This window comes from Psychrobacillus lasiicapitis (assembly GCF_006861795.1).
Taxonomy (GTDB): Bacteria; Bacillota; Bacilli; order Bacillales_A; family Planococcaceae; genus Psychrobacillus; species Psychrobacillus lasiicapitis.
In genome coordinates this window covers 249242-273235 of record NZ_VDGH01000006.1, presented here as the reverse complement: position 1 = coordinate 273235, position 23994 = coordinate 249242, and the positions used below count along the sequence as shown (strand labels likewise).

The window sequence follows — 23994 nt, the reverse complement described above, 5'->3', positions numbered from 1 at the left end:
TTTTATTAGCGCCAATTATTTCGGTATGTGTTCAGGAACCATCTTGCCTCTTTTAATCTTCCTTACCTAAGTACGTTGTGGATAACTTTGTTTCTAAGCCCTTATCCACATAATATCCGTGTGCTTGTGGACGAGAGCTCACAATCTTGGACAACTTTTCGTCTGTAAAATGTAGAGCAACTCCATCATCGGCAGCGTATCCTGCCCCAATAATGCCTTGTTCTATAAACTTTTGATACACAGGACGTCTATCTGCCTCACCATCATAATGGGGACAATTGCTCCCGCTTATTAAACCAAGACATGAAATAGGCTCCAATTCATCTCCATAAGAGTCCGTCACCCCTTCTTCAAACCAGCAAAGCGATCCAGCACTAATACCTGATAAAATTGTTCCATTGATATAAGCTTCTCGAATAGCTTTATCAAGTTCCCACTCTTTCCAAAGAACCATTAGATTTTTGGTATTGCCTCCACCTACATACAAAATGTCTTGTTCCATAATGAATTTCTTAATATCACGTGTAGAAGGTTTAAATAAAGATAAATGCATCGGCTCACATTCTTCTTGTCGAAAAAACTCATAAAATTTGTCTATATAACTATCTGCATCCCCACTCGCCGTTCCAATAAAACAAATTTTCGGTCTTTTTTTCGTGGATTGCTGTAAAATATATCGATCTAATAACGGGTTTTCCGGTTCCATTGAAAAACCGCCGCCCCCCATTGCAATAATTTGTCTCATTTTTTCCTCCTAAGTAATCCGTCTTTTAATATTGTTATTGATATGGAAACAAGTTCCTTTATTGTTCCTATAATAACATGAAAAAAGAGCTATTAGTAGAAAGCTAAAGTGCAAGATTTCATTCTCAAAGTGCTGAAGAGCCTGTAGCGAAAATGAAAGGAGTTTGGGACTATTTATTACGCGGAATCTCCATAATTTTAAGTATCTTTCTGTACTATTATCCAGTTAATGGCTAAGGGCAATCATTCAGTCATGGAAAGCGACCAATTCCATTCCTAAAGCAACTAAGTCAGTATAAGAGCAATCAAATTCCTAGTGAAAGCAACCATTTCTTAAAATAACAAGTTTACTTGGATTAAGACACCATTAACCACAACACAGTTTCCCTATATCATGATTAAACTATGCCATTGCTTATGCTCTCGAAATAGTTGTCCACATGTCTATATCTTCTATAATTTCTGGTTCAACCAAATAAACCACCCTTCCAAAATAGAAGAGTGGCTCTTATGCGACAACTGTTTAAACAATACGGATCTCTGTATTTGCATCGAAGAAATGCGCTTTCTCCATAATCGATTCAAAATCTTCCCTAGACATGGATGTTGGGTTGCTTGATCCAGTTACTACCTTAGCGAAAACGTTTCCATATGCATCTGCTACCACTTCTTCTGTTTTCGTGCCGCCTCCATCTATCCCTAGTAGATACAATGAATCACTTCCCCCATTATTAATACAATTATATTCATCTATTATAAATATTTTAAATATTATTTCAATTTTTTTATTTTAATTTCGTTAATTATTTTCATCAACACAAAAGGGCGCAAAAACTTTCCTAGAAAAATAGATAAAGCGTTAGCACCTTCTATATATGAATATATGTTTACCCCAGAGATGAAAATATAATAGTAATTGTAATAATAAATACAATAATAAAAATCACAGTAGAAGGGATAATTATCGTCCAAAACCCTTTCCAGCTAGAAAACTGATGTACTTCCCCAATTGCCTTACTTTGAATGACAATCATCCAAATCGAAAATGTCGCCATGATAAATAACGACAGTAACGACCAGCCAATTGCACCTGCGGATAATTGCCAAGTTATCGTATCTGCCATTGCCTTGTTAGTAATTAATGCATCTACTATATAGTAAGGTGTCATCCAAATAATAGGAATCATGCTTACTCCTACAGCTTGAACCATTTCTTTAAACTTTCCAGTTCCACCAAACCATTTTCCGACAAAAGTATACAGAGCTGCTCCAATTGGTAATCCAATTAAACCGATTATTGGACCCAATACTAAACTCCCAATGAGCAACTGCCATAAAGGTATATCAAACCTCGTTTCCCATTCTCCTATCGCACCAATTGCATTTGGTATACCTGCAATAATCACGATCAATAATGAAAACCTTATATCTTTATAATCCAACACATAACGAATCGTTTCTCTTGTGGAAAGCCAAATGGAGAAAAACGGATTTAGCGATTTAACTTCTTCCTTTTTCAAACTACTCCCCCCTCATGAATTTCTTTCTCTCTTAAAATATGCAAATACAACCATTTTTATTTAAAGGTTTACATATAGATTCGACAAAAAACACCAAATTCCTTCCAATTTTAAAATCATCATTAATCATGAGTTGAAATTTGCACAACACTTTTTCTATTCAAGATAGGAACCTAAGCATTTCCAAATAGATTTAATACACTATACTAATCTCTTTAAATGAGAGAAAACTTATTATTTGGAGGTGATTATATAGATCGGATTGTATAACGGTTAACTCAGTCGGATTCTGTTAATTGATCACGAAAGACTATTACCTCCTATCGTCTCACCATGTATATGTCTAAAATAAAGAAATAAGTAAACTCAATTGGTTCGTGATGAATCAATTGAGCTTTTTTCGTGATTTCATAACAACTTCTTTTTATTATTTACTCAAGTAATGTAAGATATAGACATTGATTTAGAACAAGGGGTGGAAAAGCTTTTGTCCAAAGAATCTATTTTAGTTGTAGAAGATGAAGAGAAAATTTTAAGACTTCTGGAAATCGAGTTAGAATATGAAGGATATGAACTAGGGAAAGCAACAAATGGAATAGATGCATTAGAAGCCTATCTTTCTAAAAAATGGGACTTAATATTATTAGATGTCATGCTGCCCGGAATGAGTGGAATTGAATTACTCCGACGCATCCGATTAAAAGACTCCCTAATTCCAGTCATATTGTTGACTGCTAAAGATTCGATTGAAGACAAAGTATCTGGTCTGGATCTTGGTGCCAATGACTATATTACCAAACCCTTTCGAATGGAGGAATTACTTGCAAGAATTCGCGCAGTCTTGCGCATAAAACAAGTTGCAACCTCCTCAGTATTCGGAGATGATGAATGGCTTCATGCCGGTGATTTAAAGGTAAACGAGAAAACACGAGAAGTGATTCGCCAAGAAAGCGATATTGACTTAACACCAAAAGAATATGATCTTCTTTTATATTTACTAAAAAATAAGCGACAGGTTTTAGACCGCGAGCAAATTTTAGAAGCGGTTTGGGGCTATGATTACGATGGAGAAACAAAGATAGTCGACGTATATATCCGATATCTTCGAAAAAAAGTGGATGCCAATTATGATCATGCCCTCATCCATACAGTAAGAGGCGTCGGTTATGTCTTAAAGGATGCCACATGAAACTTCGAAATAAGATAAATTTATATACTTCCGTGTTATTTATTGTTTTATTAATCCTAATGAATGCTTCTATCTATTTTCTTTTCAGCCACCTAATGCTGACGAACGAACTTAATAGAGCAGAGGCGAATGTCGAAAAGATTGTCACAGATATCGGGAAGACAAAAGATCGTCTTCCGCCTGATCAACTTCTTCGTGCTTATCTTCCCGTCGAAGGGATGATTCGAGTAGTAAAAAATGATTTAACAACTCACGCGAAGATCACCTCTCCTTCTGAAGCAGCACTAGAATCACGACCAAAGAATTTTTTTATGGGGAAGACAAGTGAAGTAGTCAAACTGGAAAAGAAGCGCTATGTATTCGTCTCCTATCCAGTCATTTGGAATGATGGAAGTGTTGTGAACCTGCAAGTAACAAGTAGCATACAGGAAATGGATAACATGCTCAATATATTACGAATTGTGCTCATTGTTGTAACCATAATTGCGATGATACCTGTTTTTCTGTCTAGTAGAGTTCTGAGTAACTTGATAATCCAACCAATTAGATCCATGATTGATACGATGAAGGAAATCCAAAAAAGTGCTCAATTTAAAAGATTAGAACTAGAAAATACTTCGGAGAGTGAACTAGTAGAAATGGGAGAAACATTTAATCATATGATTGATATACTCCAGTCAAACTTTGAAAAACAGGAACAATTCGTCTCCAATGCTTCACATGAATTGAGAACTCCCCTAACAATCATTGAAAATTATGCTGACCTTCTAAAACGAAGAGGCTTGGAAAGACCCGATTTATTTGAAGAATCGATTGATGCCATTCACTCAGAAGCTGTGCGAATGAGAGAAATGACAGAGCAGTTATTACAACTAGCAAGACAACAGGAACAATGGAATATCCAATTAGAACAAATCAACTTAACAGAGCTTGTAACAGATACAGCAAACACCTTTCAAAATACCTATCAACGAAAAGTATTAGTGGAGGGCAACGATATCACGACTGGTTATACAGATGCACAAAAACTGAGACAATTACTTTATATATTTTTAGATAATGCCAGAAAATATAGTGAGGACCAAATTACGATTCATATCGGACAAGCATCCGATGAGACATATATCCAAATTGAAGATAAAGGAATAGGAATACCAAAGGATGATTTACCTCATGTGTTTGACCGTTTTTACCGTGTAGACCAAGCAAGAAGCAGAAAACAAGGTGGTTCTGGACTAGGACTTACAATGGCAAAGCAAATAGCAAATGCGATTGGAATAAGGATAGAACTTAATAGCCTAGAAAACCGTGGAACTACTGTTACTCTTTTTTTCAAATCAACAGAAAGCGGATAAAGTGAAACTTCAATCTTGGAGTGGGAGTCTTACTGCCCGTTAATGCGGGATAAAAGAATCGCCTATTTCTCATCGTTTTCTTACTTTCAGGTTGTATACTATGGCTAATAAATTGTTACATGGAGTGATATAACATGAAAAAGAAATGGATATGGCCGGTAGGAATTATTCTCCTTGTGGTTTGCTTGGTATTTTGGCTAGCCCCTTCAATCTCAGCAAAAGACCTCACAGAAGCAGAAGCGAATTCAGTTGTACTTGAAAAGTATCCCGGAGATATTATAAAAACAACAAAGACTAAAGACGAATATCAAATAGAAATAAAGCTTGAAACCGGCGTATATGTTATTAAAATAGATGCAAAAAATGGAGACGTACTTTCTCTAGCCCAAACTGAAAAAGCGGAAAAGCCTATCAAAGAAGCATCGGAGCAAGTAGAAATGGAAGAACCAGCACCGACAAAAGAAGAAAAACCAGCAGAAGAACCCGCTCAAATCACCTTAATAACAAAACAAGAAGCAGTAGAAATAGCAGCCAATCACCTTAAAGGGATGGCAGAAGAGGATGATGCAGAGTTTCATGCAATTTCTGGTCAATCTCCCTATTACCTAGTAGAAGTAGAAATCGAGAATGGGGACGATGATCGTGAAGCCGTTGTACAAGTGGATGCTTACACCGGAGAAGTGAAATCAGTAGATTGGGATGACTAATAAGAGATAAACACCAGGTTCACCTAATTTTAGTGTCGAATCTGGTGTTTTATTTGGTTAAAATAATGAAATCTTTTTCTCTCCAAATTTTAACCTTCCTTTCCCCGTCCTTTAGTTTTGTCTGGTTATAGTGTTAACTGTAAGACAAAACAAACTTAGGAGGCATAAATGATGAAAAAATTATTTATTGGTTCATTAGCAACTACTCTTTTAGTAAGCGGTGCAATTGGAATTAATGCATATGCAAAAGGAAATGACAGCAAGCTTGAAAGCACGCAAGTTCCAAGTGTTACAAAGTCAATTATCTCTGAAAAAGAAGCTATTACTATCGCCAAAAATCAAGTGGACGGCGACTTAGTTAAAATTGAGTTAGATTCTGATGATGGTAGATTTGAATATGAGTTAGACCTACGAAACGCTGATGGAGAGCATGAAATTACCATTGATGCTTCTACAGGCAAAGTAATAGAACTAGACTTAGATGATGATCATTACGATGATGCACGTACTACAGCAGCATCGATTAAATCCCTTATTTCTGAAAAAGAAGCTATTGCTATTGCCAAAAAACAAGTAAAAGGCGAAGTGACTAAAATCGAATTGGATAAAGATGATAATAGATATGAGTATGAAATAGAACTACGTACAAATAAAGGAGAAGCTGACATTACAATCGACGCTTCTACTGGAAAAGTGTTGGAATTAGATCTTGATGACGATGGCTACGACGACTGAGTTTTAAAATGAAGGAACAAAAGTGCAAGGGCCTATGTCTACCTTGATATGGCAAATGAAAATGAGGAACAATATTGGGATATCGCATAAAATAGGGATACTGCGCGGTAAGACTTTAACAGGTGTCCACCGAGATTTTCCCTGAGTCGTACGCTTTCCGCGGGCATGGCTTCAGCCTCCTCGTCGCTTGCGCTCCTGCGGGGTCTTCAGCTCACGCTATTCCCGCTGGAGTCGCCACCCTTTCGCTACAATCCAGTAGAGTTTGCTAATTACTAAGTCATAATGCACTAGATCTAGTACTATATTGTTTTTTCTATAGGGAAAACCTATGATTAATTCAATAAGACTTACTTTTTAGTGATTATTAGTAGGTTCTATTGATTGGAGTGCAAGGCGACGACTCCTGTGGGATTAGCGAGACAGGTGAGACCCCGCACGTAGCGTTAGCGGAGGAGGAGGCTCACCGCTCGCCCCACGGAAAGCGTCCGCCTGGAGCGGAAATCATGGCGGACATCTTAGTATCTTACCGCACAGTTTCCTATACTGATCGACAAGCCATAAAAAAGGTACCAGGCCATGATAAACATAGCCTGGTACCTCTTTATTTATTAATTTACCTAATACTAGGTTGCAGCTCTTTTGGTAATGGATTGCGATACGCATTTTTTGTTTGCTTAGCTAGTTCTTCCTTCGCTTTTTCGATTAGTTCAGGATTTCCAAAGACCTCTACGGCACTAGCAGCAAGTACTTTACCTGCATACAATAGCCCTTTATGTGCCAAAGACGTTTTCCCTTGTGAAACAAGCTGCCATGTATGTAATGGGGTTCCTGCTACAAAACAAGTTGTAAAAAATTGAGCTGTTGGGACAATCCAACTAACATCTCCCACGTCTGTCGAACCTTGCATCACTTCGCGAGTTTTTGCATAAGGGATAACCTCATTGAAAAAAGGATATTCTGGCGTATAAAATTCTTCCGTCAGTTGATAGTTAGATAGTTTTTCTGCATCCAGAATAGCTGCATCTACTTCTTCTTGCGTAATAGTTTGAGCCATTTTATGTGCATAACTTAATTCTTTATCATCATAATTTGGCAATCCGAAGTGTTCTAATTGATCCTGCAAAACAATATTTAATGTATCGTTTGGAATGTAATTAGAACATGCCTTGTCAAAGCGAACAGTAACCTTTGTCTCTGTCATCAACGCTGCGCCTTCCGCAATTTTAATAACACGTTGATAAATATCCTCTACCTCACTAATATGTGGAGCTCTTATCAAATACAACACTTCTGCATCTGATTGTACAACGTTCGGAGAAGAACCACCTGTATTCGTTACTGCATAATGAACTTTAGCTTCGGAGATAATATGTTCTCGTAAATAATTGACCCCTACATTCATCAATTCGACAGCGTCTAACGCGCTTCGTCCAAGATGAGGTGAATTTGCAGCATGCGAAGCTTTTCCTTCAAAAGAGAAATAAACTTGATAATTCGCAAGCGATGAAAACGAGAAGACACCTGAGTATGAGTTTGGATGCCATGTAAGCGCAACATCGATATCGTTAAAGACTCCCTCACGAACCATATAAGTTTTTCCCGATCCGCCTTCTTCTCCTGGACACCCAAAATATTTAATAGAACCAGTAATTTTCTTTTCTTCTATTAGTTGCTTTAGTGCAACAACTGCTGCAATTCCTGCAGTCCCCAATAAGTTATGACCACAGCCATGTCCATTTCCGTTTTCCTCAAGCGCTTCTCTTACATCTGAAGCTTCTTTTTGGCTAAGCCCTGAAAGTGCATCAAATTCTCCGAGAATCCCAATTACCGGTTTTTCTTGACCGAATGTCGCAGTAAAAGCTGTTTCAATGCCTCCTACTCCGCGCTCTACAGAGAAACCATTATCCTCTAAAAAATCACTTAACAGTTTAGTAGATTTATGTTCTTGAAATCGTGTTTCAGGTGTATCCCAGATTTGATCACTTAACTCCGTGATTTCCTTACTTTTTGCCTCTATTAAAGAACCAATTAAATCTTTCATGTTATCCATTTAAAGTTGCCCACCTTCCTTTAGATAAATTTGTTCAATTGCTTCTAGCCAAGTGTTCAAAGTTATAGAGAGTACCTTTTCGTCAATATCGAATTTTTCGTGATGATGTCCAGCTGCCAATGTTGTTCCGAAAACTGCGTATGTCGCAAGTCCACCCTGCTTTTGCACTTGGTCCATCATATAAGTCGCATCCTCTGACCCAGCGGCAAATTTAGAACTTGGTATAATCTTCTCTAATCCTTGAATGCTCCTAGCTGCTTTAGCAACTAATTCTATTAATTGTTCAGAAGAGGAACAGGTTTTAGCAGCCCCAACTACTTCATAAGAAAGCTCTGTTCCATACATTTTCGCTGCTCCCTCTAATACAGCTATCGCTTGTTCATGAACGTATGTGTGTACCTCGCTGTTCTCGCCACGTGTTTCGAGTTGTAAAGATGCATGAGCCGGCACTATATTACGTCCATCTCCCGCTATACAAGTACCTACATTTATACGGGATGCACCACCACTATGATTGGGAATCGCATGAATTCCTAAAATAGCGGAAGCGGCAGCAAGTAAAGCATTGCGTCCTTTCTCAGGCTCTGCTCCTGCGTGTGCAGCTTTTCCGACAAATTTTGCATTTATTTTAGTTGTTGCTAAAAATCCATTTGTACCTGCAATTACTGTACCTAGCGGCGACCCTGCTCCTACGTGCATACCCAAAAAGTAATCTACCCCGTCTACTACGCCAGCCTCTACCATCGATTTTGCACCGCGAACACCTTCTTCTGCGGGCTGAAAGATGATTTTAATTGTTCCTTCAATCTGATCTGTATTATTTGCAAGTACAGTCGCTAAACCTAAACCGATTGCACAATGAGCATCATGACCACAAGCATGCATATTTCCTTCATATCGAGAGCGGAACCCATATTGCTGAGGAATATGGGACGCTTCTTTAGATTCTTCTATTTCTAATGCATCCATATCAAAACGGAATGCGATGGTTGGTCCTGGTTTTTTCCCTTTAATCGTTCCAACTAATCCTGTATATCCTCCAACCATCTTTTCCATATATTCCATGTAACCGCCATTACTTACAGCTCTTTCGTAACAAGCTAATAATTGATCATGAACAGGTACACCCATCCGGTCTTCTGATACAACCTCTTTTCCTACCTCCACTTGAAAGCCTAATTGACTTAATTCATGAGCAATGATGGAGGCAGTACGGAATTCTGTCCAACCGATTTCAGGATACTGGTGGAAATCTCTTCTCCATTCCATCATTTGTTCAGGTAAACTTGAGTTAATCGTAAAAATACTCATCTTTTCCACTCCTTAAACTATAGATACAATGAAACACCTGGTCCAATTGGAATTCCAAATAATGCAAATACCAGCATTAATATAGTCCAAATAATCAGAAACCCAATGGTATATGGAATCATTAGAGACATAAGCGTACCAATACCTGCTTTTTTGTCATATACGTGCATGAATGAAAGAATTATCGCAAAATAAGGATTTAAAGGTGTCACCATATTGGTAGATGATTCACCGATACGATATGCTAACTGAATGAATGCCGGATGATAGCCGAGCACCATAAACAGTGGAACAAATACTGGACCAACTAATGACCATAAAGCAGAACCACTAATAATAAATAGACTTAAGAATGCTGTTAATAAAACAAATAATACAATAACAAATACATTCGTCATATTTAGTGTGGTCAATAGATCCGCACTATGAACTGCTAACCAAATGGCAATATTACTCCAGTTGAAGTAAGCTACAAACTGAGCGATCATAAAGATTAATACAATATATCCAGATAAACTTCCAATAGCTTCCGTCATCAATTTGGGAATATCAGCAGAAGACTGAATCTTTTTTGTACTAACACCATAAGTGATTCCAACTACTAAAAAGAATAAAAATAAAATTGGCACAATGCCTGATAAAAATGGCGAGCGTAATATAGTGCCATCCTCATTCAAAAGTGGTGAGTTTGGAATAAGCATTCCTCCAACTATAACTGCGATGAAAACGATTGCAGAGATAAAGGAATTACGTAAACCTCTTTTTTCTAACGGGCTTATGTCTTTGGAGATAGACTGTTGCTCCCCTTTGTAGACTCCCAAACGTGGTTCGACATATTTCTCGGTAATCAAAGTACCTAGAGCAGCCAGAACAAACGTAGAAATACTCATGAAAAACCAATTATCAAGTGGAGTCACTATAACATCTGGATTAATTCCTTTCGAAATCTCAGTAGAAATTCCAGATAAAAGTGCATCTGTACCTGCAATTAATATATTCGCCGAAAATCCAATACCCGTACTCGCTAAACCAACTGCTAAACCAGCTATAGGATGGCGACCAACAGATAAGAAAACAAGTGCTGCTAAAGGAGGTATTACAACAAAAGCTGCATCAGATGCAACATTCCCTAAAATTCCGATGAAGAATACTGCAAATGTAATTATCTTTTTTGGTGTACTTAAAATTGCCCTTTTCATGAGCATTTCCAATAATCCGACTTTTTCAGCTAAACCAATACCTAGCATGATCGTTAGAACTAATCCTAAAGGAGCGAAGCCCGTAAAGTTTTTAAGTGTATCAGATAAAATAAACTGAATACCTTCCCCTGATATAATACTTTTAACCGCAACCATCTCTTGCGTATTCGGATGGACAACCGCCGCCTTAAACAAACTTAAAATCCATGATAGAATGACGAGAAGAACAGTTAAGTAGAAAAACAAGATAAATGGATGTGGAAGCTTATTACCTACTTTCTCAATAAACGACAAGAATTTTGAAAATCTATTTTCCTCGTTCTTTTCAGCCTTAGTAAATACTTGTTGCAATAGAATCACCCCTTTTTTCGATTAAAAGACCCCTTTGTGATATGTCTTTAAATAACAGAGTAAACTAATACAAAAAAATTATCAATATATTTTTAGAAAAAGGAGAAAAGTATAAAAATGCCAAGAATTCGTATTTTCACTACAAAAAATTCATTAAAGTGGGTTAAAAATGTAGAATTACTAAGCATTGAACCTTGTAATTTTGAGTTTACTGTTTATGATTCACTAGCTCATTTACAAGAAATATTTTTAGAAAAAATTCAACAAGTAGATGGTATATTGTTTAGTGGACAGATTCCTTATTTTTTTATTCAACAACATTTTCCCAATGTACCCATCCCTATGTTGCATTTTGACGTCACTCAAGCGGACTTTTACAGAGCTCTTTCCGAATATATTTATAAACATAAAGATTTCCAAATGAAAAGATGTTTAGTAGATTTTTTGTATGAAGAAAACAATTATTTAGGTGTATATGAATGGGCTGAAAAAGATGATACCCCGTATCTCTTTGATCTTAGTATGCAAGCATACGCAGATATGGATGTATATAATAAATTGCGGGATTTTCATATAGAGATGTGGAAACAAAACAAAGTGGATGTGAGTATGACGCGACTAGGTAATTTGCCTGAAATGTTAGAACCGCATGGTATCAAACCTATATTAGTTGTTCCTTCTGAACAAAGTATGATTAAGATAATTGAGGCGTTATTGAAAGAAATACAGCTCCTTCAATTGATTGAAAACCAAGTAGTTATTGGTCACTTGGAAATGGCTATTAATCGTGATAATATGGCAGATTTAGAATATCGACAAATGTCATTACATAAAGCAATTCTTGATTTTAGTAAGAACAACCACATGTCCTTTATTATCCATCGAAATGTTTTTTATTATGAAATTATAACTAACTATAGTGATTTCAAATTAATCACAAACGAGATGCAGAATTGTCAATTGGCATCATTTTTAACACAGGAATTAAAATTTCCTGTGCATATCGGTTGGGGAATTGGCAACTCCATTCAAGAAGCACAACTTAATGCAGAAAAAGCTTCGCAAATATGTGCAACTTCAGAAACTCAGTCCTATATTTTGTCCAAGGAGGAAACATTGATCGGACCGCTAGGCGACAAAGATTGGATCAGAATAGACACGCAATACGATTTGGGGATCGAAAAGTTAAGTCTAAAACTGAACACTTCTCCATTACAAATACAAAAAGTTATGGCCGTAATGGATAAGTTACAATCTAACATGATCGCGTCAGAAGACTTAAGCAGCCATCTAGGAATTACCACAAGAGCTGCAAATCGCATATTAAAGAAATTAGAGGAACATGGAGCTGCCACTGTATCTACACAACTTCAGAAAAAATTACGAGGACGTCCGAAAAAGGTGTATGAAATTCATTTTGACAGGCTAGAGAGGCAGACAGATCAACAAATGCACTAATATCAAACTCTCTTGTATGTAGTTTTTTATAAATTACTATTACTTGTGCAAGTTATATGGTTGAAAATAGTATCGAACCACTTGGTAGTTTCTATTTCGAGTAATTCCTCACATTTAACAGACTATCCTTCGCTCCCCCTTTAAGGTGAGAGTCTTATTGGGCATGATATATTAAAAGCTCTAAGAACTTTGATAGTTCACTAGAGCTTTTATGTGTATCTATTTTAATGATACAAAACCTCATACCAAAGACATAGCTATGTTAATTCTGACACGATTTCGTAAATTTTTTTCGGTCTCCCGGGTCTACCAGAAGACTCTTCTCTTACAACTTCTAGTAACCCCATTTGTTCAAGCTCATTTAAAATTCTACGTGTGTTTCGATCCGTATTTTTTAAAAGGTCTGTTATTAGTTCACTGCTAAATTGCTGAATGTGTTTTAACTTTAGAAAGTGATATATTTTCGCAGGAATTACTGGTGTATAAGAATTTTCTTGTAAAGTTTTCTTCCAATAAACAGGTAAATTCTCTACTGTATAATAGCTTGTATGCTCTTTGGAATAATCAATAACGTTCTTTTCTTCATTAACAAATAAAATACTCGTCTCACGTTTAGATGATTCTTGTGAAAATGCTAAGTCTACATGCTTTTGCGCTTCATGTACAGTATAGCCTGATCCGATACCTACCCTTAACCCTAAAGACGTCTGCAATTCTACTTCTTTAACGATATCTTCAAAAGACCTTTCCGAGTTGAGTAGTTCAAAGTCTCCATACGTCGTGTAAATATGGAATCGACCATCCTGCTGATTGCTCAAAGCACCGTTTAGTAATTCAGCAACCTTTTGTAATTCTAACTCAAGATGAAGACTTTTTTTCCGATTCTCATATATGTACGTAGATAAATTAGATGATAACTTCGCACGTAACTCGAATCCAATAATAGCGACTTTTAATTTTTCATATATTTGACTATTCGCTCGGGAGACAAGTAAATTCAGAACAGTCTTGATGGCAAGTTGAGAAGGGACAAGACGATAACAAGGAATACCTTTTTTCGTTAATTCCTGGTATACCGTTAACAAACAAGTTAGCGCTACCTGAGTCTTTCCTTTTTCATATAAGTCTGAGTGGAAATTAATTAGCTCATCATATGGTTTGTAGCGTTCATAAGGTAACAATTCGAATGATAAATTGTTTAATGAAAACTCATTCAATACAAGCCTTACTGTTGTCTCATCAACGGTATCTAAACTTATCCGCTTCACGATAGTTTCCTTATCCTGAACAACTCGCAGACAGGTCCCAAGCAAACTGATTCCATGAAGCGGGGGAAAACTTGCTTCTTCTTCAGAAATTAACCCATGATGCAATGAATAGTAATAAGGATTTTGACCAGAAAATATCCACTGCGTGACATTATATCGATGTTCACTTAAAATGGTGGACAATTGACTCGGGTGCGAATATTCATATTCTACTAATTCAATACGTGCATCCTTGTTTGCCACTTCCCTAATCTGGATAAGTGAATCACTTGGTCCAATTGCTCCAATCCTCACTTTCATATTCATTTATCCTTTCTAGTCTTCATAACTTCTGGTAATATATTTGTATTTTTGTCACTTAATAGGTAATGACACGCGACAAAATGATTTGGAAATACCTCTAAATAATCCGGATCACTTTGTTTACAAAGATCTGTAGCATAAGGACATCGAGGATGAAAATGGCAGCCTGATGGTGGATTGCTCGGATTCGGTATTTCTCCTTCGATTAATTGGTGTTCTTTTCGAAAAAGCGGATCGGGAATCGGCACCGAATCGAGAAGAGCATGGGTATATGGATGAAGCGGTCTCTCAAAAATTTCATTCCGATCAGCAAGTTCTACCATTCTACCTAAGTACATAACCCCGATTCGATCACTAATGTGACGAACCGCCGGTAATCCATGAGCAATGAATATATAAGTCAAGCCCATTTCACGCTGAAGCTTTTTTAATAAATTTAATATTTGTGCTTGAATCGATACATCCAAAGCAGAAACAGCTTCATCGCATACAATTACTTGTGGCTTTAAAGCTAGGGCACGTGCTATACCTATGCGTTGTCTTTGTCCACCGCTGAACTCGTGTGGAAATCTTTTTAGCTGGTGTTCTCCCAAGCCTACTAACTTCATCAATTGCATTACCTCATCACGTAATGCCTGTCCCCTTGCCAGTCCATGGACAACCAAGGGCTCACCAATGAGTTCTTCAACTGTCATTCGTGGGTTCAAGGAAGAATAGGGATCTTGAAAAATAACTTGCAAATCACGTCTCGCTTTCCTTAATTCCTCTTGGGACATACCCGCAATGTCTTTATCCTTAAAGTATATATGGCCTTCCGTGGCATCCAATAAACCAAGAATCAATTGACCAGTAGTCGACTTTCCACAACCAGATTCCCCCACAATCCCAAGCGTTTCTCCTTCATACACCTTAAAGTTAAGGCCATCTACCGCGCGTACCTTTGTAGTGGTCTTTTTAACAAATCCCTTTGTCATGTCGAAATGTTTTTTCAAGTTTTGTACTTCTATTATAACTTTCTCTTCTGTGCTTAATTCCTCATTTAATTGAATCATTTCAACCTCACCTCCTACACTTTAATGCAACGCTTCGCATGTCCTTCACTTACATATTCTAAATCTGGATGAATTCTTTTACATTCAACGTCTGCTAATGGACATCTAGGATGAAATTTACATCCTGATGGCATATTCGTCGGATTTGGTACAGTTCCTTCTATAGAATATAAATCATCTACGACATCATGTACTTTTGGTATCGATGCCATTAATCCCTTTGTATAAGGATGCTTAGGATTCTTAAACAGTTCAAATACAGATGCTTCTTCTACCACTTCGCCTGCATACATTACAATTACTCGATCAGCAAGCTCCGCTACCACCCCTAGATCATGGGTAATGATCATAATACTCGTATTAGATTTTTCTTTTAAATTTCGCATTAATGTCAAAATTTGTGCTTGAATAGTTACATCTAACGCCGTTGTGGGCTCATCAGCAATTAATAATCGTGGATTACAAGATAAAGCAATTGCTATCATCACACGTTGACGCATTCCTCCAGATAATTGGTGAGGGAAGCGTCCCATTACTTTTTCTGCGTCCGGGATTCCAACTAGTTCTAACATTTCTATTCCACGAATATTCGCTTGCTCTTTTGTCATTTTATAGTGAACAATTAAAGTTTCTCGAATTTGATAACCAATTGTAAAAACAGGATTTAAAGCAGTCATAGGTTCTTGGAAAATCATTGAGATTTCATTTCCCCGTAATGCTCTATAATCTTTTTTACTTAGTGTACGTAAGTTTTTTCCGTTAAATGTCATTTCACCCTCGTATACCTCACCATTTGGAGGCAGAATTCCCATTAAAGCAAGAGAAGTAACGCTCTTTCCACTTCCAGATTCACCTACTATCGCTAATGTTTCTCCCTCATTCACATTAAACGTAACACCATTTACAGTTGATACATGACCGTCTTCAGTTTTAAAACGTACTTTTAAATCCTTAACGTTCATTAGTTTTTCCACCATAGTATCACCTCTCGATTAGTCTTTTATTTTCGGATCAAGTATGTCCCTTAGCCAGTCTCCAAGGAAAATAACACCCAGTACTGTAACTGTTATCGCTATACCTGGGAAAGTCGCTACCCACCAGCTTGTAGCAACGTATTGTCGTCCATCGCTTAACATAAGCCCCCAAGAGACATCAGGTGATTGAATACCTAAACCTAAAAAACTTAAACTTGCTTCCATTATTATGGTTGTAGCTACATTTAATGTAGCTATGACTATAAAAGAAGAAATGACATTCGGCAAAATATATTTGGTAATAATTCGAAAGTCTTTAGCTCCAATAGCTTTAGCAGACCTTACGTAGTCTCTCTCTTTCACACTTAGCGTCTCACTTCGCACCATACGTGCATATACAACCCATGAAGTTCCACCAAGCACTAGTATGAGCGTTGTTAAACTTGGTCCTAACACAGCTAGAATAATTAACATAAATAAGATGTTCGGAATTGCGAGAAAGGAATCTACAGTTCTCATTATTATGAAATCCCATATTTTCCCGTAATAACCCGCAATTAATCCAAAAAACATACCAATGATGCCTGCTAGTATTACAGAGCTAATACCCACTAATAGGGAAATACGAGAGCCATAGATAATACGACTTAGTACATCTCGTCCTAAATTATCCGTCCCCAGTGGATAATCCATATTTCCCCCCTCTGCCCAAAAAGGAGGCAATAACCGATGGACAACATCTGTTTTTGCTGGATCATACATCGCAATAAAAGGCGCAAAAATAGCCATAAGACTCACTACAAGTACAATTGAAAGACCAACAAGCCCAGTTTTACTTTTCAATAAACGTTTTCCTAATTTTCCTAATCGCTTTCCATAATTACGATTTTCAGCAATAGCTGTCCGTTCTATAGTGGAAGTCATTTCATCAGCCTCCTTAGTCGTATTTGATTCGCGGATCTAGTAGACGATATGTTAAATCTGCTATTAGGTTACTTAAAATAACAAATATAGCAATCAGAAATGTCGCTGCCTGAACAACGGCCATATCGCGTAAATTAACAGCTTGAACAAGTAGCTGACCTAGTCCAGGCCAAGCAAAAACTGTCTCGGTAATCAGTGTTCCACCGACCAATGTAGAAGTTTGTAATGCCATAATCGTCACAACCGGTATTAATGCATTCCTAAATGCATGCTTGTTTACAACAAGTGCTTCTTTTAGCCCTTTACTACGTGCTGTTCGGATAAAGTCTTGACCTAATATCTCCAACATACTTGAACGAATGAGTCTCGTCATTTCAGCAGCGATACCGGTACCGAGTGTAATTGCTGGTAACACTAAGTACAAAAGTCCTCCTCTTCCTGATACAGGAAATATTTGGGTGTTAACTGCTAGAAATAATATGAGCATAATACCTAACCAAAAGCTAGGCATTGCTTTACCAAGTACTGCACCACCCGTAATAAATAAATCTAGAAAACTATTTCGTTTTACTGCGGATAATATTCCAAGAGGGATGGAAATTATAATTGCTACAATCATGGAGGCAAAAGCCAATTCAAATGTAGCTGGTAAGCGCTCCAATACGAGAGCAAAAGCATCCGTATTGTATCTAAAAGATTCCCCGAAATCTCCTCTCACTAAATCACTCAAATATGTAAAATATTGAACTGGAAGGGGGTCATTAAAACCTAATGCTTCTCTCAATGATTCACGTTCTTCATCAGTTGCAGTTTCAGGTAGCATAAGGGATACAGGGTCTCCGGTAACTCTTACTAGCAAGAACACAATCAATGTAATAAGGAGCAAGACAGGAATGGTTTTTAACAAGTTTTGAAGAAAATATTTCATATAATGGCTCCTCCTCTAATCTAGTTGTCTATTCAATATGTAGAATTCTTTTAATCCCCATCGAATAATTTTCAACCTTTGGACTTTTATAGTCGTATATACTCAATCTAATAAATGGAGTATTAAGAGATAAAGTGAAACTTCAATCTTGAAGTTGGAGTCTTACTGCCCGTTAAAGCGGGATAAATATTGAAAAAGAGGGGAATTGTCCCCCTCTTTATTATTTCAATGTAATGTTATCTACATAGAACATTTCATCCAAACGAGGCTCGAAAGAAACTCGGTCATTCACACCATAAAGGGACTCCAACTGATATAGATAAATTTGTGGTCGATCTTCAGCAATTAACTCTTGGGCTTTTTTGTATTGCTCAGCACGTTCTTCTAAGTTCATATTCGATTCTGCAGTTACTAATAAACTTTCAGTTTCCGGGTTATCATAATCTGTTTCACCCACTGCCATTTCTTTCTTTAAACGGTCAAGCGCAAGTGATGCATCAAACATAGAGTTTCCATACCCAATATAAAATAAGTCTCCGAAAGAGCGTTCTTGATATTTTTGATTAAACGAACTCCATTCAAGCAGTTCTAAATTAACTGTAATCCCAACTTCTTGTAACATAGCTGCTATTAACTCAACAGATTCTTTATCTTTTAAATAACGACCATTTGGAGAGCTAAGCGAAAGTTCCAAGCCATCTGCATAACCCGCTTCCTTTAACAATTCTTTGGCTCTTTCAGGATCATATAAAGTTTTTTCGTATAAATCCTCGTTTGCACCTACGTTACCTGGTGTAACACGGGTACGAGTAACTTTCCCTGCACCTTCAAGTAAAGAATCAACAATTGCTTGTTTATCAATAGCTAAGTCGATTGCTTCGCGAACAAGTGGATCAGCGGTTGGTCCATCTCCCCCTGTACGTGCAACAAGCATCATAACTCGCTGCGTAGGAGATTTTAAAATATCGACACCCTCAGTAGATTCAATACGTTTTAAATCTGTCGGTGGAATATTCACTGCAATATCAACACCACCAGTTAACAATTCTGATACGCGTGTGGAATCTTCAGGGATACTGCGAAATACAACTTCTTCCCATTTTGCAGGCTCACCAAAATAATTTTCGTAAGCTTCAATTGTTAAGCGATCATCTTTCTTCCACTCTTTAAATTTATAAGGGCCAGTTCCAACTGGTGCTTCTAAAAATACATCCCAGCCTTCAGTTTCAATATAATCTTTCGGTAAAATACTTGAACCGAGACGGGACAAACGATTTAGAAGCGCAGGCTCAGGATTTTCCGTAATAATTTGGAATTCATAGTCTCCTAGTACAACAACTTCTTTAATTTGTTTGTAAGAACCATATTCTAATAAGGTATCATCTTTTGCAACGCGTTCTAGCGTGAACTTAACATCATCTGCTGTTAAATCCTCACCATTGTGAAATTTTACTCCTTCTTTTAGCTTAAATGACCACGTTTTATCATCCACGTTTTCCCAGCTTTCAGCTAAGTCGGGTAAAAATCCATCTTCTCCTCCGTTTTTCACTAAGTAATTAAACATATTTACATGAACGGCTTCCGTACTAGTTGTATTGTGATTATGAATATCAAAAGATGATAAATCCGTTCCATTTGCAATAACCAATGTTTTTGAATCGCTTTTTTCAACAGGTGCTTCACCTACTGCACCTTCTTTATCACTATTAGAGCACCCAGTTACAATAAGAATTAATATTAGTAGTAATGAAAATATCTTTTTCTTCATTTAGTTTCCCTCTTTTCATCTTGTAAATATTTATAAGTAAGATAACTTAATACTGTAATTCCATATCGAATTGCTTCTTCATCCACATTAAATTTAGTAGTGTGAATGCCATGAGAGGTAGATTCTCCGGAATTCGTTCCAAGCCTGAAAAATACAGAGGGAACTTCTTGGGAAAAGTAAGCAAAGTCCTCTCCACCCATCGATGGATTAGTATATTTCAATGCATCTTCTCCAAATAACTCACTTACCACATCATGAAGTAATGCCTTTGCGGTTTTATCATTTTGAACTGAAGGTGTAACTTTCTCATATGTTAATCGTACCGAACCGCCAAAAGCGGCGGCTACATTTGATGCAATTTGCTCAATACGTATTGGCATCGATTCTCGTGTAGCAGGAATCATCGTACGAACCGTTCCATTGACTTTTACCGTATTCGGTAATATTGTGCCTTTTGTTCCTCCTTGAATTTGTCCAATGCTTAGGACTACTGAGTCCAGTGGATCAATTTGACGGCTAACAATTTGTTGAAGGGCAACAAGCACTTGCGCTGTAATCATCACAGCGTCCACGGCTAGGTGAGGATGTGCAGCATGTCCTCCCTTACCAGTCACTTCTAGTTCGAAAATATCTACTGCTGCACAACTAAATTCTGAATTTGTAATAGAAAATTCACCCACTTGTAACGAAGGAGCAACATGAAGGCCAGCCATTAAATCCACAGGGGGATTTTGTAGTGCACCATCATCAATCATCGCTTTAGCCCCTGCTCCTACTTCTTCACCAGGTTGGAAAAATAATTTCAAGGTCCCCCTCTCAAGTCCCATAACAGAAATTATTTTTGCAACTCCAAGTAAATTAGTTGTGTGCACATCGTGTCCGCATGTATGAGCAATACCTGAATTGACACTTCTGTAGATTTCATCAATTTCATCTGGCATCGGTAATGCATCCATATCAGCACGCAGTCCTATCACCGGTCCTGGATGCTCTCCTCTCAAAATACCGATAACTCCTGTCCCACCAACACCTTCCGTTACTTCATATCCCCATTCTTTCAAACATGAGGCAACAATGGATGATGTGCGTTTTTCTTGAAATGCGAGTTCCGGAAACTTACGCAAATCACGTCTGATGACAATCATGTCATCAAATATAGCGTCTACCATTTCTAGTAGTTTAGGAGATAACTCCTTCACGCGTTCAAATGGATTTATCTGTGTATTAGATTGCTTCACTTGTCACTCCACCTTCCTCATTCATCTTTTCTTCAAATTTAAAAACGAGTGCGGCTATCAATTTAATATTTTCAATAAAATCCTCAATTCTTATATTTTCATTTGGTGCATGTGTATAGGAGGCAAAGTGACCTACTCCAAAGGAAACAGATGGAATACCATATCGTTGACACAAGTCATACATCGGTCCTGTTCCTGGTGTGTTAGGTACAATATTTGGTGGAAGTTCGCTATATGTGCTAATAGTTTCAATGACTGCTTCTGCAATTTTTTCACTAGGATTGGTTCGTGCAGCCTCTTCAGCGCCAAAAACTCGAATGCCAATGTCTTCATACCCATTTACATTCAAATAAGTTCGTAAATCCTTTAATAACTGATCAGGTTTTTGTCCTGGAACTAAACGAAAATCAATTTTAGCAAATGCTGAAGAAGGCAAAATTGTTTTTGAGCCTTCTCCTGTGTATCCGGATTGGATTCCACAAATATTACAAGTAGGTTCATATAAATACTTTGACTTTAACTTTTCCCCAGAAAGTCCATTAATAAATTGTTTGAGACCTAAATGCTCCAATGTAGAGTTTTCCTCTAATATATAACGAGAAAGTAAAATTTCCTCTTCGGAAGTAACCGGTTGAATAGATTCATAGAAACCAGGTATGAGTACATGATCATTCTTATCTTTTAATAAATTTAATGCCCAAACCAAGCGCCAAATAGGACTTTCAATAATAGAAGCCTGAGCTGAATGTAAGTCTGTATTTGCACCGTTAATGAAAAGCTCTACATATAACATACCTTTTACACCAAGTGATACTTGCAAACGATCATCGGCATCCCGGTAACCAAACTCCCATACACATCCATCTGATTGAATTTTATCTTGGTGGTGGTTAGCGAAGTCAGCTAAATGGATACTACCTATCTCTTCTTCCCCTTCAAAAATGAATTTAATATCAATAGGCAACTCTCCCATTACTTGTTTAATAGCATGAATCGCTGCTATACGTGCTATGATATTTCCTTTATTATCAGCAACACCTCGAGCATAGATTTTCCCGTTTTTTATCGTTGGTTCAAAAGGGGGACTGTCCCATAATTCAATGGGGTCTTCCGGCTGTACATCGTAATGATTATAAAAACTTAAGGTTGTAGTCTTCTTCCCAGCCAAATGAGCGTAAACAACTGGTTGTCCTCTTGTAGGCAATATTTCAGGTTTAGTTTGTAAAGCTTGGGCAAAAAGACTTTCTAGGAAATCCCTACTTTCTACCATTCCACGATTTTGTGCGGCAACACTAGGTATCTCACAAAATTTACACAGCCACTCTATATACTCTTCTCTATGCTCTTCAATAAACTCAAAAATACTTTTATCCAAGCTTTATTATCCCCCTTTTTGGAAATTTACCATTATTAATTCTTTTCATCTTACTGAACACAAAGTGACTTGTCAATAAATTTTTATAAAATTTAAAATGTTGTAAATATATTGATTTATTGGAGTGTAAAAGGTTATTCTTATTACTATAAAAACGGAGAAAAGGAGATGCATTTGACAATGACAGACAGTTATAAATTTATATCGCAAAATCTAGAGAACATTAGAAAAGATCTTATAAGTCTCGTACAATCGGAGTCTCCAAGTTCTGAAAAAAGCCTTGTGGATTTAACAGGAAATTTAATAAAGGACATTATCCATAATCGTCTTGGAGATAATTACATCTGTACAGAACATAAGAACAGGGAGACAGGTAATCACCTTCAATTCGAAAAAAAGGAAGACACGAAACCTCGTATATTATTTCTTTGCCACTTTGATACTGTTTGGAAAAAAGGTGAAATACCTCTTCGTTTCGAAGAAGACGTGTTTTACGGTCCTGGGGTTTTTGATATGAAAGCAGGATTACTATCATCAATCTGGGCAATAAATTCATTAGAAAATACACTAGATAAATTGCCCATTTCACCAGTATTTCTATTTACGTCAGATGAAGAAACTGGAAGTTTAACCTCTAGAGAGTTAATCGAAGAAGTAGCCAAAACTTGTGATGCCGTTTTTGTAATGGAGCCAGCTGAGGGTAAAACAAATGCGTTGAAAACAGCTAGAAAAGGGGTAGGTATGTATGAATTGCATGTACAAGGTATAAGTGCTCACGCAGGAAACCACCATGAGGATGGTGTGAATGCAATCCTTGAGATTGCTTACCTAGTGCAACAACTTCAAGAGCTGACAGATTATACAAAGGGGACAACTGTAAGTGTTGGCACTATTAGTGGAGGAACAACTTCTAATGTGGTACCCGAAAACGCTTCTATTGAAGTGGACTTTCGCATCGCTTCTTTAGATGAAGCAGATCGAATTATGCAAACCATTGAGCAACTAACTCCGAAAAACCCACTTGCTAAACTAACTATTGCAGGAGAGTTAAACCGTCCACCACTTGAGAGAACGGAAGCAAATCAACAATTGTTTAAGCTCGCCAAGAATGCAGGGAAAAAACTTAACATTGAAATTACAGAAACTAGCGTAGGAGGAGTAAGCGATGGTAACTTCACTTCTGCTTTAGGTATTCCTACTATAGATGGACTTGGCATTCCTGGGGATGGTCCTCATGCCAGACATGAACATATACGATTCGATTTGTTTGCAGAAAGATGCGCTCTTGTTGCAGAGCTGTGTATTATATTCGGCGAAAAATTTGTTAATCATGATGATCTGGTTGAAAAGGAAGAAAAATTTATTACGAAATGAATGCATTTCTAGTAGAACACATATACAAATAACTCATTAAATGTTGTAAGAGCAATAGTCAGACTTTTTCTAACAAATTATATATAAGAAAATATTGTTGGCTTCCTCGATAGATAGAGTAAGCCAACGATTGTTATAATTTTCCCTTGCAATTAAAAAGGTTAACATTTT

General features: G+C 37.2%; 20 protein-coding genes. 6 read left to right on the top strand and 14 right to left on the bottom strand.

What is annotated here, in order from left to right; translation table 11 throughout:
- Nucleotides 1-52 precede the first annotated feature (52 nt).
- The 3 genes from FG382_RS12095 to FG382_RS12085 all read right to left on the bottom strand — a co-directional run bounded on the left by FG382_RS12095 (nucleotide 53) and on the right by FG382_RS12085 (nucleotide 2264).
- Complete coding sequence (locus FG382_RS12095; RefSeq protein WP_142539130.1) at nucleotides 53-745, bottom strand: Type 1 glutamine amidotransferase-like domain-containing protein; 693 nt, start codon at nucleotides 743-745, stop codon at nucleotides 53-55.
- Nucleotides 746-1267: 522 nt separating this feature from the next.
- Nucleotides 1268-1456, bottom strand: a complete 189-nt coding sequence (locus FG382_RS12090) for a hypothetical protein (RefSeq protein WP_170206504.1) — start codon at nucleotides 1454-1456, stop codon at nucleotides 1268-1270.
- Nucleotides 1457-1631: 175 nt separating this feature from the next.
- The gene (locus FG382_RS12085; RefSeq protein ID WP_142539128.1) at nucleotides 1632-2264 is read right to left on the bottom strand and encodes a Yip1 family protein; all 633 of its coding nucleotides are present in this window, start codon (nucleotides 2262-2264) and stop codon (nucleotides 1632-1634) included.
- A gap of 487 nt (nucleotides 2265-2751) precedes the next feature.
- Here FG382_RS12085 and FG382_RS12080 point away from each other — a divergent pair, with 487 nt between their 5' ends.
- The 4 genes from FG382_RS12080 to FG382_RS12065 all read left to right on the top strand — a co-directional run bounded on the left by FG382_RS12080 (nucleotide 2752) and on the right by FG382_RS12065 (nucleotide 6250).
- Entirely contained in the window at nucleotides 2752-3453 is a 702-nt protein-coding gene (locus FG382_RS12080; protein WP_142539127.1) for a response regulator transcription factor, read from the top strand.
- Nucleotides 3450-4808, top strand: coding sequence for a sensor histidine kinase (locus tag FG382_RS12075; protein ID WP_142539126.1), 1359 nt, complete (start codon nucleotides 3450-3452; stop codon nucleotides 4806-4808). The genes FG382_RS12080 and FG382_RS12075 overlap by 4 nt, the downstream gene beginning before the upstream one ends.
- A 134-nt stretch (nucleotides 4809-4942) precedes the next feature.
- Nucleotides 4943-5515 carry a PepSY domain-containing protein gene (locus FG382_RS12070; RefSeq protein ID WP_142539125.1) on the top strand — a complete coding sequence of 191 codons (573 nt, stop codon included), beginning with the start codon at nucleotides 4943-4945 and terminating at the stop codon, nucleotides 5513-5515.
- Between the two features lie 171 nt (nucleotides 5516-5686).
- Nucleotides 5687-6250, top strand: a complete 564-nt coding sequence (locus FG382_RS12065) for a PepSY domain-containing protein (RefSeq protein WP_170206503.1) — start codon at nucleotides 5687-5689, stop codon at nucleotides 6248-6250.
- Nucleotides 6251-6863: 613 nt separating this feature from the next.
- Here the strand turns inward: FG382_RS12065 and FG382_RS12060 are convergent.
- The 3 genes from FG382_RS12060 to FG382_RS12050 are packed head-to-tail and all read right to left on the bottom strand — an operon-like array spanning nucleotide 6864 to nucleotide 11161.
- Nucleotides 6864-8300, bottom strand: coding sequence for a M20 family metallopeptidase (locus FG382_RS12060; RefSeq protein WP_142539123.1), 1437 nt, complete (start codon nucleotides 8298-8300; stop codon nucleotides 6864-6866).
- The gene (locus FG382_RS12055) at nucleotides 8301-9611 is read right to left on the bottom strand and encodes an amidohydrolase (RefSeq protein ID WP_142539122.1); all 1311 of its coding nucleotides are present in this window, start codon (nucleotides 9609-9611) and stop codon (nucleotides 8301-8303) included.
- Nucleotides 9612-9628: 17 nt separating this feature from the next.
- Nucleotides 9629-11161: an AbgT family transporter gene (locus FG382_RS12050; protein WP_142539121.1), complete on the bottom strand. Its 1533-nt coding sequence runs from the start codon at nucleotides 11159-11161 to the stop codon at nucleotides 9629-9631.
- Nucleotides 11162-11278: 117 nt separating this feature from the next.
- Between FG382_RS12050 and FG382_RS12045 the strand changes: the two genes are divergently transcribed.
- A complete protein-coding gene (locus tag FG382_RS12045) occupies nucleotides 11279-12619 on the top strand; it encodes a helix-turn-helix domain-containing protein (RefSeq protein ID WP_142539120.1) in 1341 nt (446 codons plus the stop codon).
- A 257-nt stretch (nucleotides 12620-12876) separates the two neighbouring features.
- On the opposite strand, the gene FG382_RS12040 is transcribed toward FG382_RS12045, so the two are convergent.
- The 8 genes from FG382_RS12040 to FG382_RS12005 all read right to left on the bottom strand — a co-directional run bounded on the left by FG382_RS12040 (nucleotide 12877) and on the right by FG382_RS12005 (nucleotide 22449).
- Nucleotides 12877-14187, bottom strand: a complete 1311-nt coding sequence (locus FG382_RS12040; protein WP_142539119.1) for a hypothetical protein — start codon at nucleotides 14185-14187, stop codon at nucleotides 12877-12879.
- Nucleotides 14188-14189: 2 nt separating this feature from the next.
- Nucleotides 14190-15242, bottom strand: a complete 1053-nt coding sequence (locus tag FG382_RS12035) for an ABC transporter ATP-binding protein (RefSeq protein ID WP_142539118.1) — start codon at nucleotides 15240-15242, stop codon at nucleotides 14190-14192.
- A 14-nt stretch (nucleotides 15243-15256) separates the two neighbouring features.
- Nucleotides 15257-16219: an ABC transporter ATP-binding protein gene (locus FG382_RS12030; RefSeq protein WP_142539117.1), complete on the bottom strand. Its 963-nt coding sequence runs from the start codon at nucleotides 16217-16219 to the stop codon at nucleotides 15257-15259.
- Nucleotides 16220-16234: 15 nt separating this feature from the next.
- Nucleotides 16235-17140, bottom strand: a complete 906-nt coding sequence (locus tag FG382_RS12025) for an ABC transporter permease (protein WP_142539116.1) — start codon at nucleotides 17138-17140, stop codon at nucleotides 16235-16237.
- Nucleotides 17141-17153: 13 nt separating this feature from the next.
- Nucleotides 17154-18068, bottom strand: a complete 915-nt coding sequence (locus tag FG382_RS12020; protein WP_142539115.1) for an ABC transporter permease — start codon at nucleotides 18066-18068, stop codon at nucleotides 17154-17156.
- A gap of 220 nt (nucleotides 18069-18288) precedes the next feature.
- Nucleotides 18289-19836 carry an ABC transporter substrate-binding protein gene (locus tag FG382_RS12015; RefSeq protein ID WP_142539114.1) on the bottom strand — a complete coding sequence of 516 codons (1548 nt, stop codon included), beginning with the start codon at nucleotides 19834-19836 and terminating at the stop codon, nucleotides 18289-18291.
- Nucleotides 19833-21074, bottom strand: coding sequence for a M20 metallopeptidase family protein (locus FG382_RS12010; RefSeq protein WP_229677375.1), 1242 nt, complete (start codon nucleotides 21072-21074; stop codon nucleotides 19833-19835). The genes FG382_RS12015 and FG382_RS12010 overlap by 4 nt, the downstream gene beginning before the upstream one ends.
- Entirely contained in the window at nucleotides 21061-22449 is a 1389-nt protein-coding gene (locus tag FG382_RS12005) for a M20/M25/M40 family metallo-hydrolase (RefSeq protein WP_142539113.1), read from the bottom strand. Before FG382_RS12005 ends, FG382_RS12010 begins: the two co-directional genes overlap by 14 nt.
- Before the next feature lie 180 nt (nucleotides 22450-22629).
- Between FG382_RS12005 and FG382_RS12000 the strand changes: the two genes are divergently transcribed.
- Nucleotides 22630-23823, top strand: a complete 1194-nt coding sequence (locus FG382_RS12000) for a M20 family metallopeptidase (RefSeq protein ID WP_142539112.1) — start codon at nucleotides 22630-22632, stop codon at nucleotides 23821-23823.
- Nucleotides 23824-23994: the final 171 nt, after the last annotated feature.

Coding starts and splice junctions, on each gene's coding strand:
- FG382_RS12065 (WP_170206503.1), top strand. CDS start 5,687: ATGAAAAAATTATTTATTGGTTCATTAGCAACTACTCTTTTAGTAAGC.
- FG382_RS12025 (WP_142539116.1), bottom strand. CDS start 17,140: ATGACTTCCACTATAGAACGGACAGCTATTGCTGAAAATCGTAATTAT.
- FG382_RS12015 (WP_142539114.1), bottom strand. CDS start 19,836: ATGAAGAAAAAGATATTTTCATTACTACTAATATTAATTCTTATTGTA.
- FG382_RS12070 (WP_142539125.1), top strand. CDS start 4,943: ATGAAAAAGAAATGGATATGGCCGGTAGGAATTATTCTCCTTGTGGTT.
- FG382_RS12020 (WP_142539115.1), bottom strand. CDS start 18,068: ATGAAATATTTTCTTCAAAACTTGTTAAAAACCATTCCTGTCTTGCTC.
- FG382_RS12030 (WP_142539117.1), bottom strand. CDS start 16,219: ATGGTGGAAAAACTAATGAACGTTAAGGATTTAAAAGTACGTTTTAAA.
- FG382_RS12095 (WP_142539130.1), bottom strand. CDS start 745: ATGAGACAAATTATTGCAATGGGGGGCGGCGGTTTTTCAATGGAACCG.
- FG382_RS12000 (WP_142539112.1), top strand. CDS start 22,630: ATGACAGACAGTTATAAATTTATATCGCAAAATCTAGAGAACATTAGA.
- FG382_RS12045 (WP_142539120.1), top strand. CDS start 11,279: ATGCCAAGAATTCGTATTTTCACTACAAAAAATTCATTAAAGTGGGTT.
- FG382_RS12075 (WP_142539126.1), top strand. CDS start 3,450: ATGAAACTTCGAAATAAGATAAATTTATATACTTCCGTGTTATTTATT.
- FG382_RS12055 (WP_142539122.1), bottom strand. CDS start 9,611: ATGAGTATTTTTACGATTAACTCAAGTTTACCTGAACAAATGATGGAA.
- FG382_RS12060 (WP_142539123.1), bottom strand. CDS start 8,300: ATGGATAACATGAAAGATTTAATTGGTTCTTTAATAGAGGCAAAAAGT.
- FG382_RS12035 (WP_142539118.1), bottom strand. CDS start 15,242: ATGATTCAATTAAATGAGGAATTAAGCACAGAAGAGAAAGTTATAATA.
- FG382_RS12040 (WP_142539119.1), bottom strand. CDS start 14,187: ATGAAAGTGAGGATTGGAGCAATTGGACCAAGTGATTCACTTATCCAG.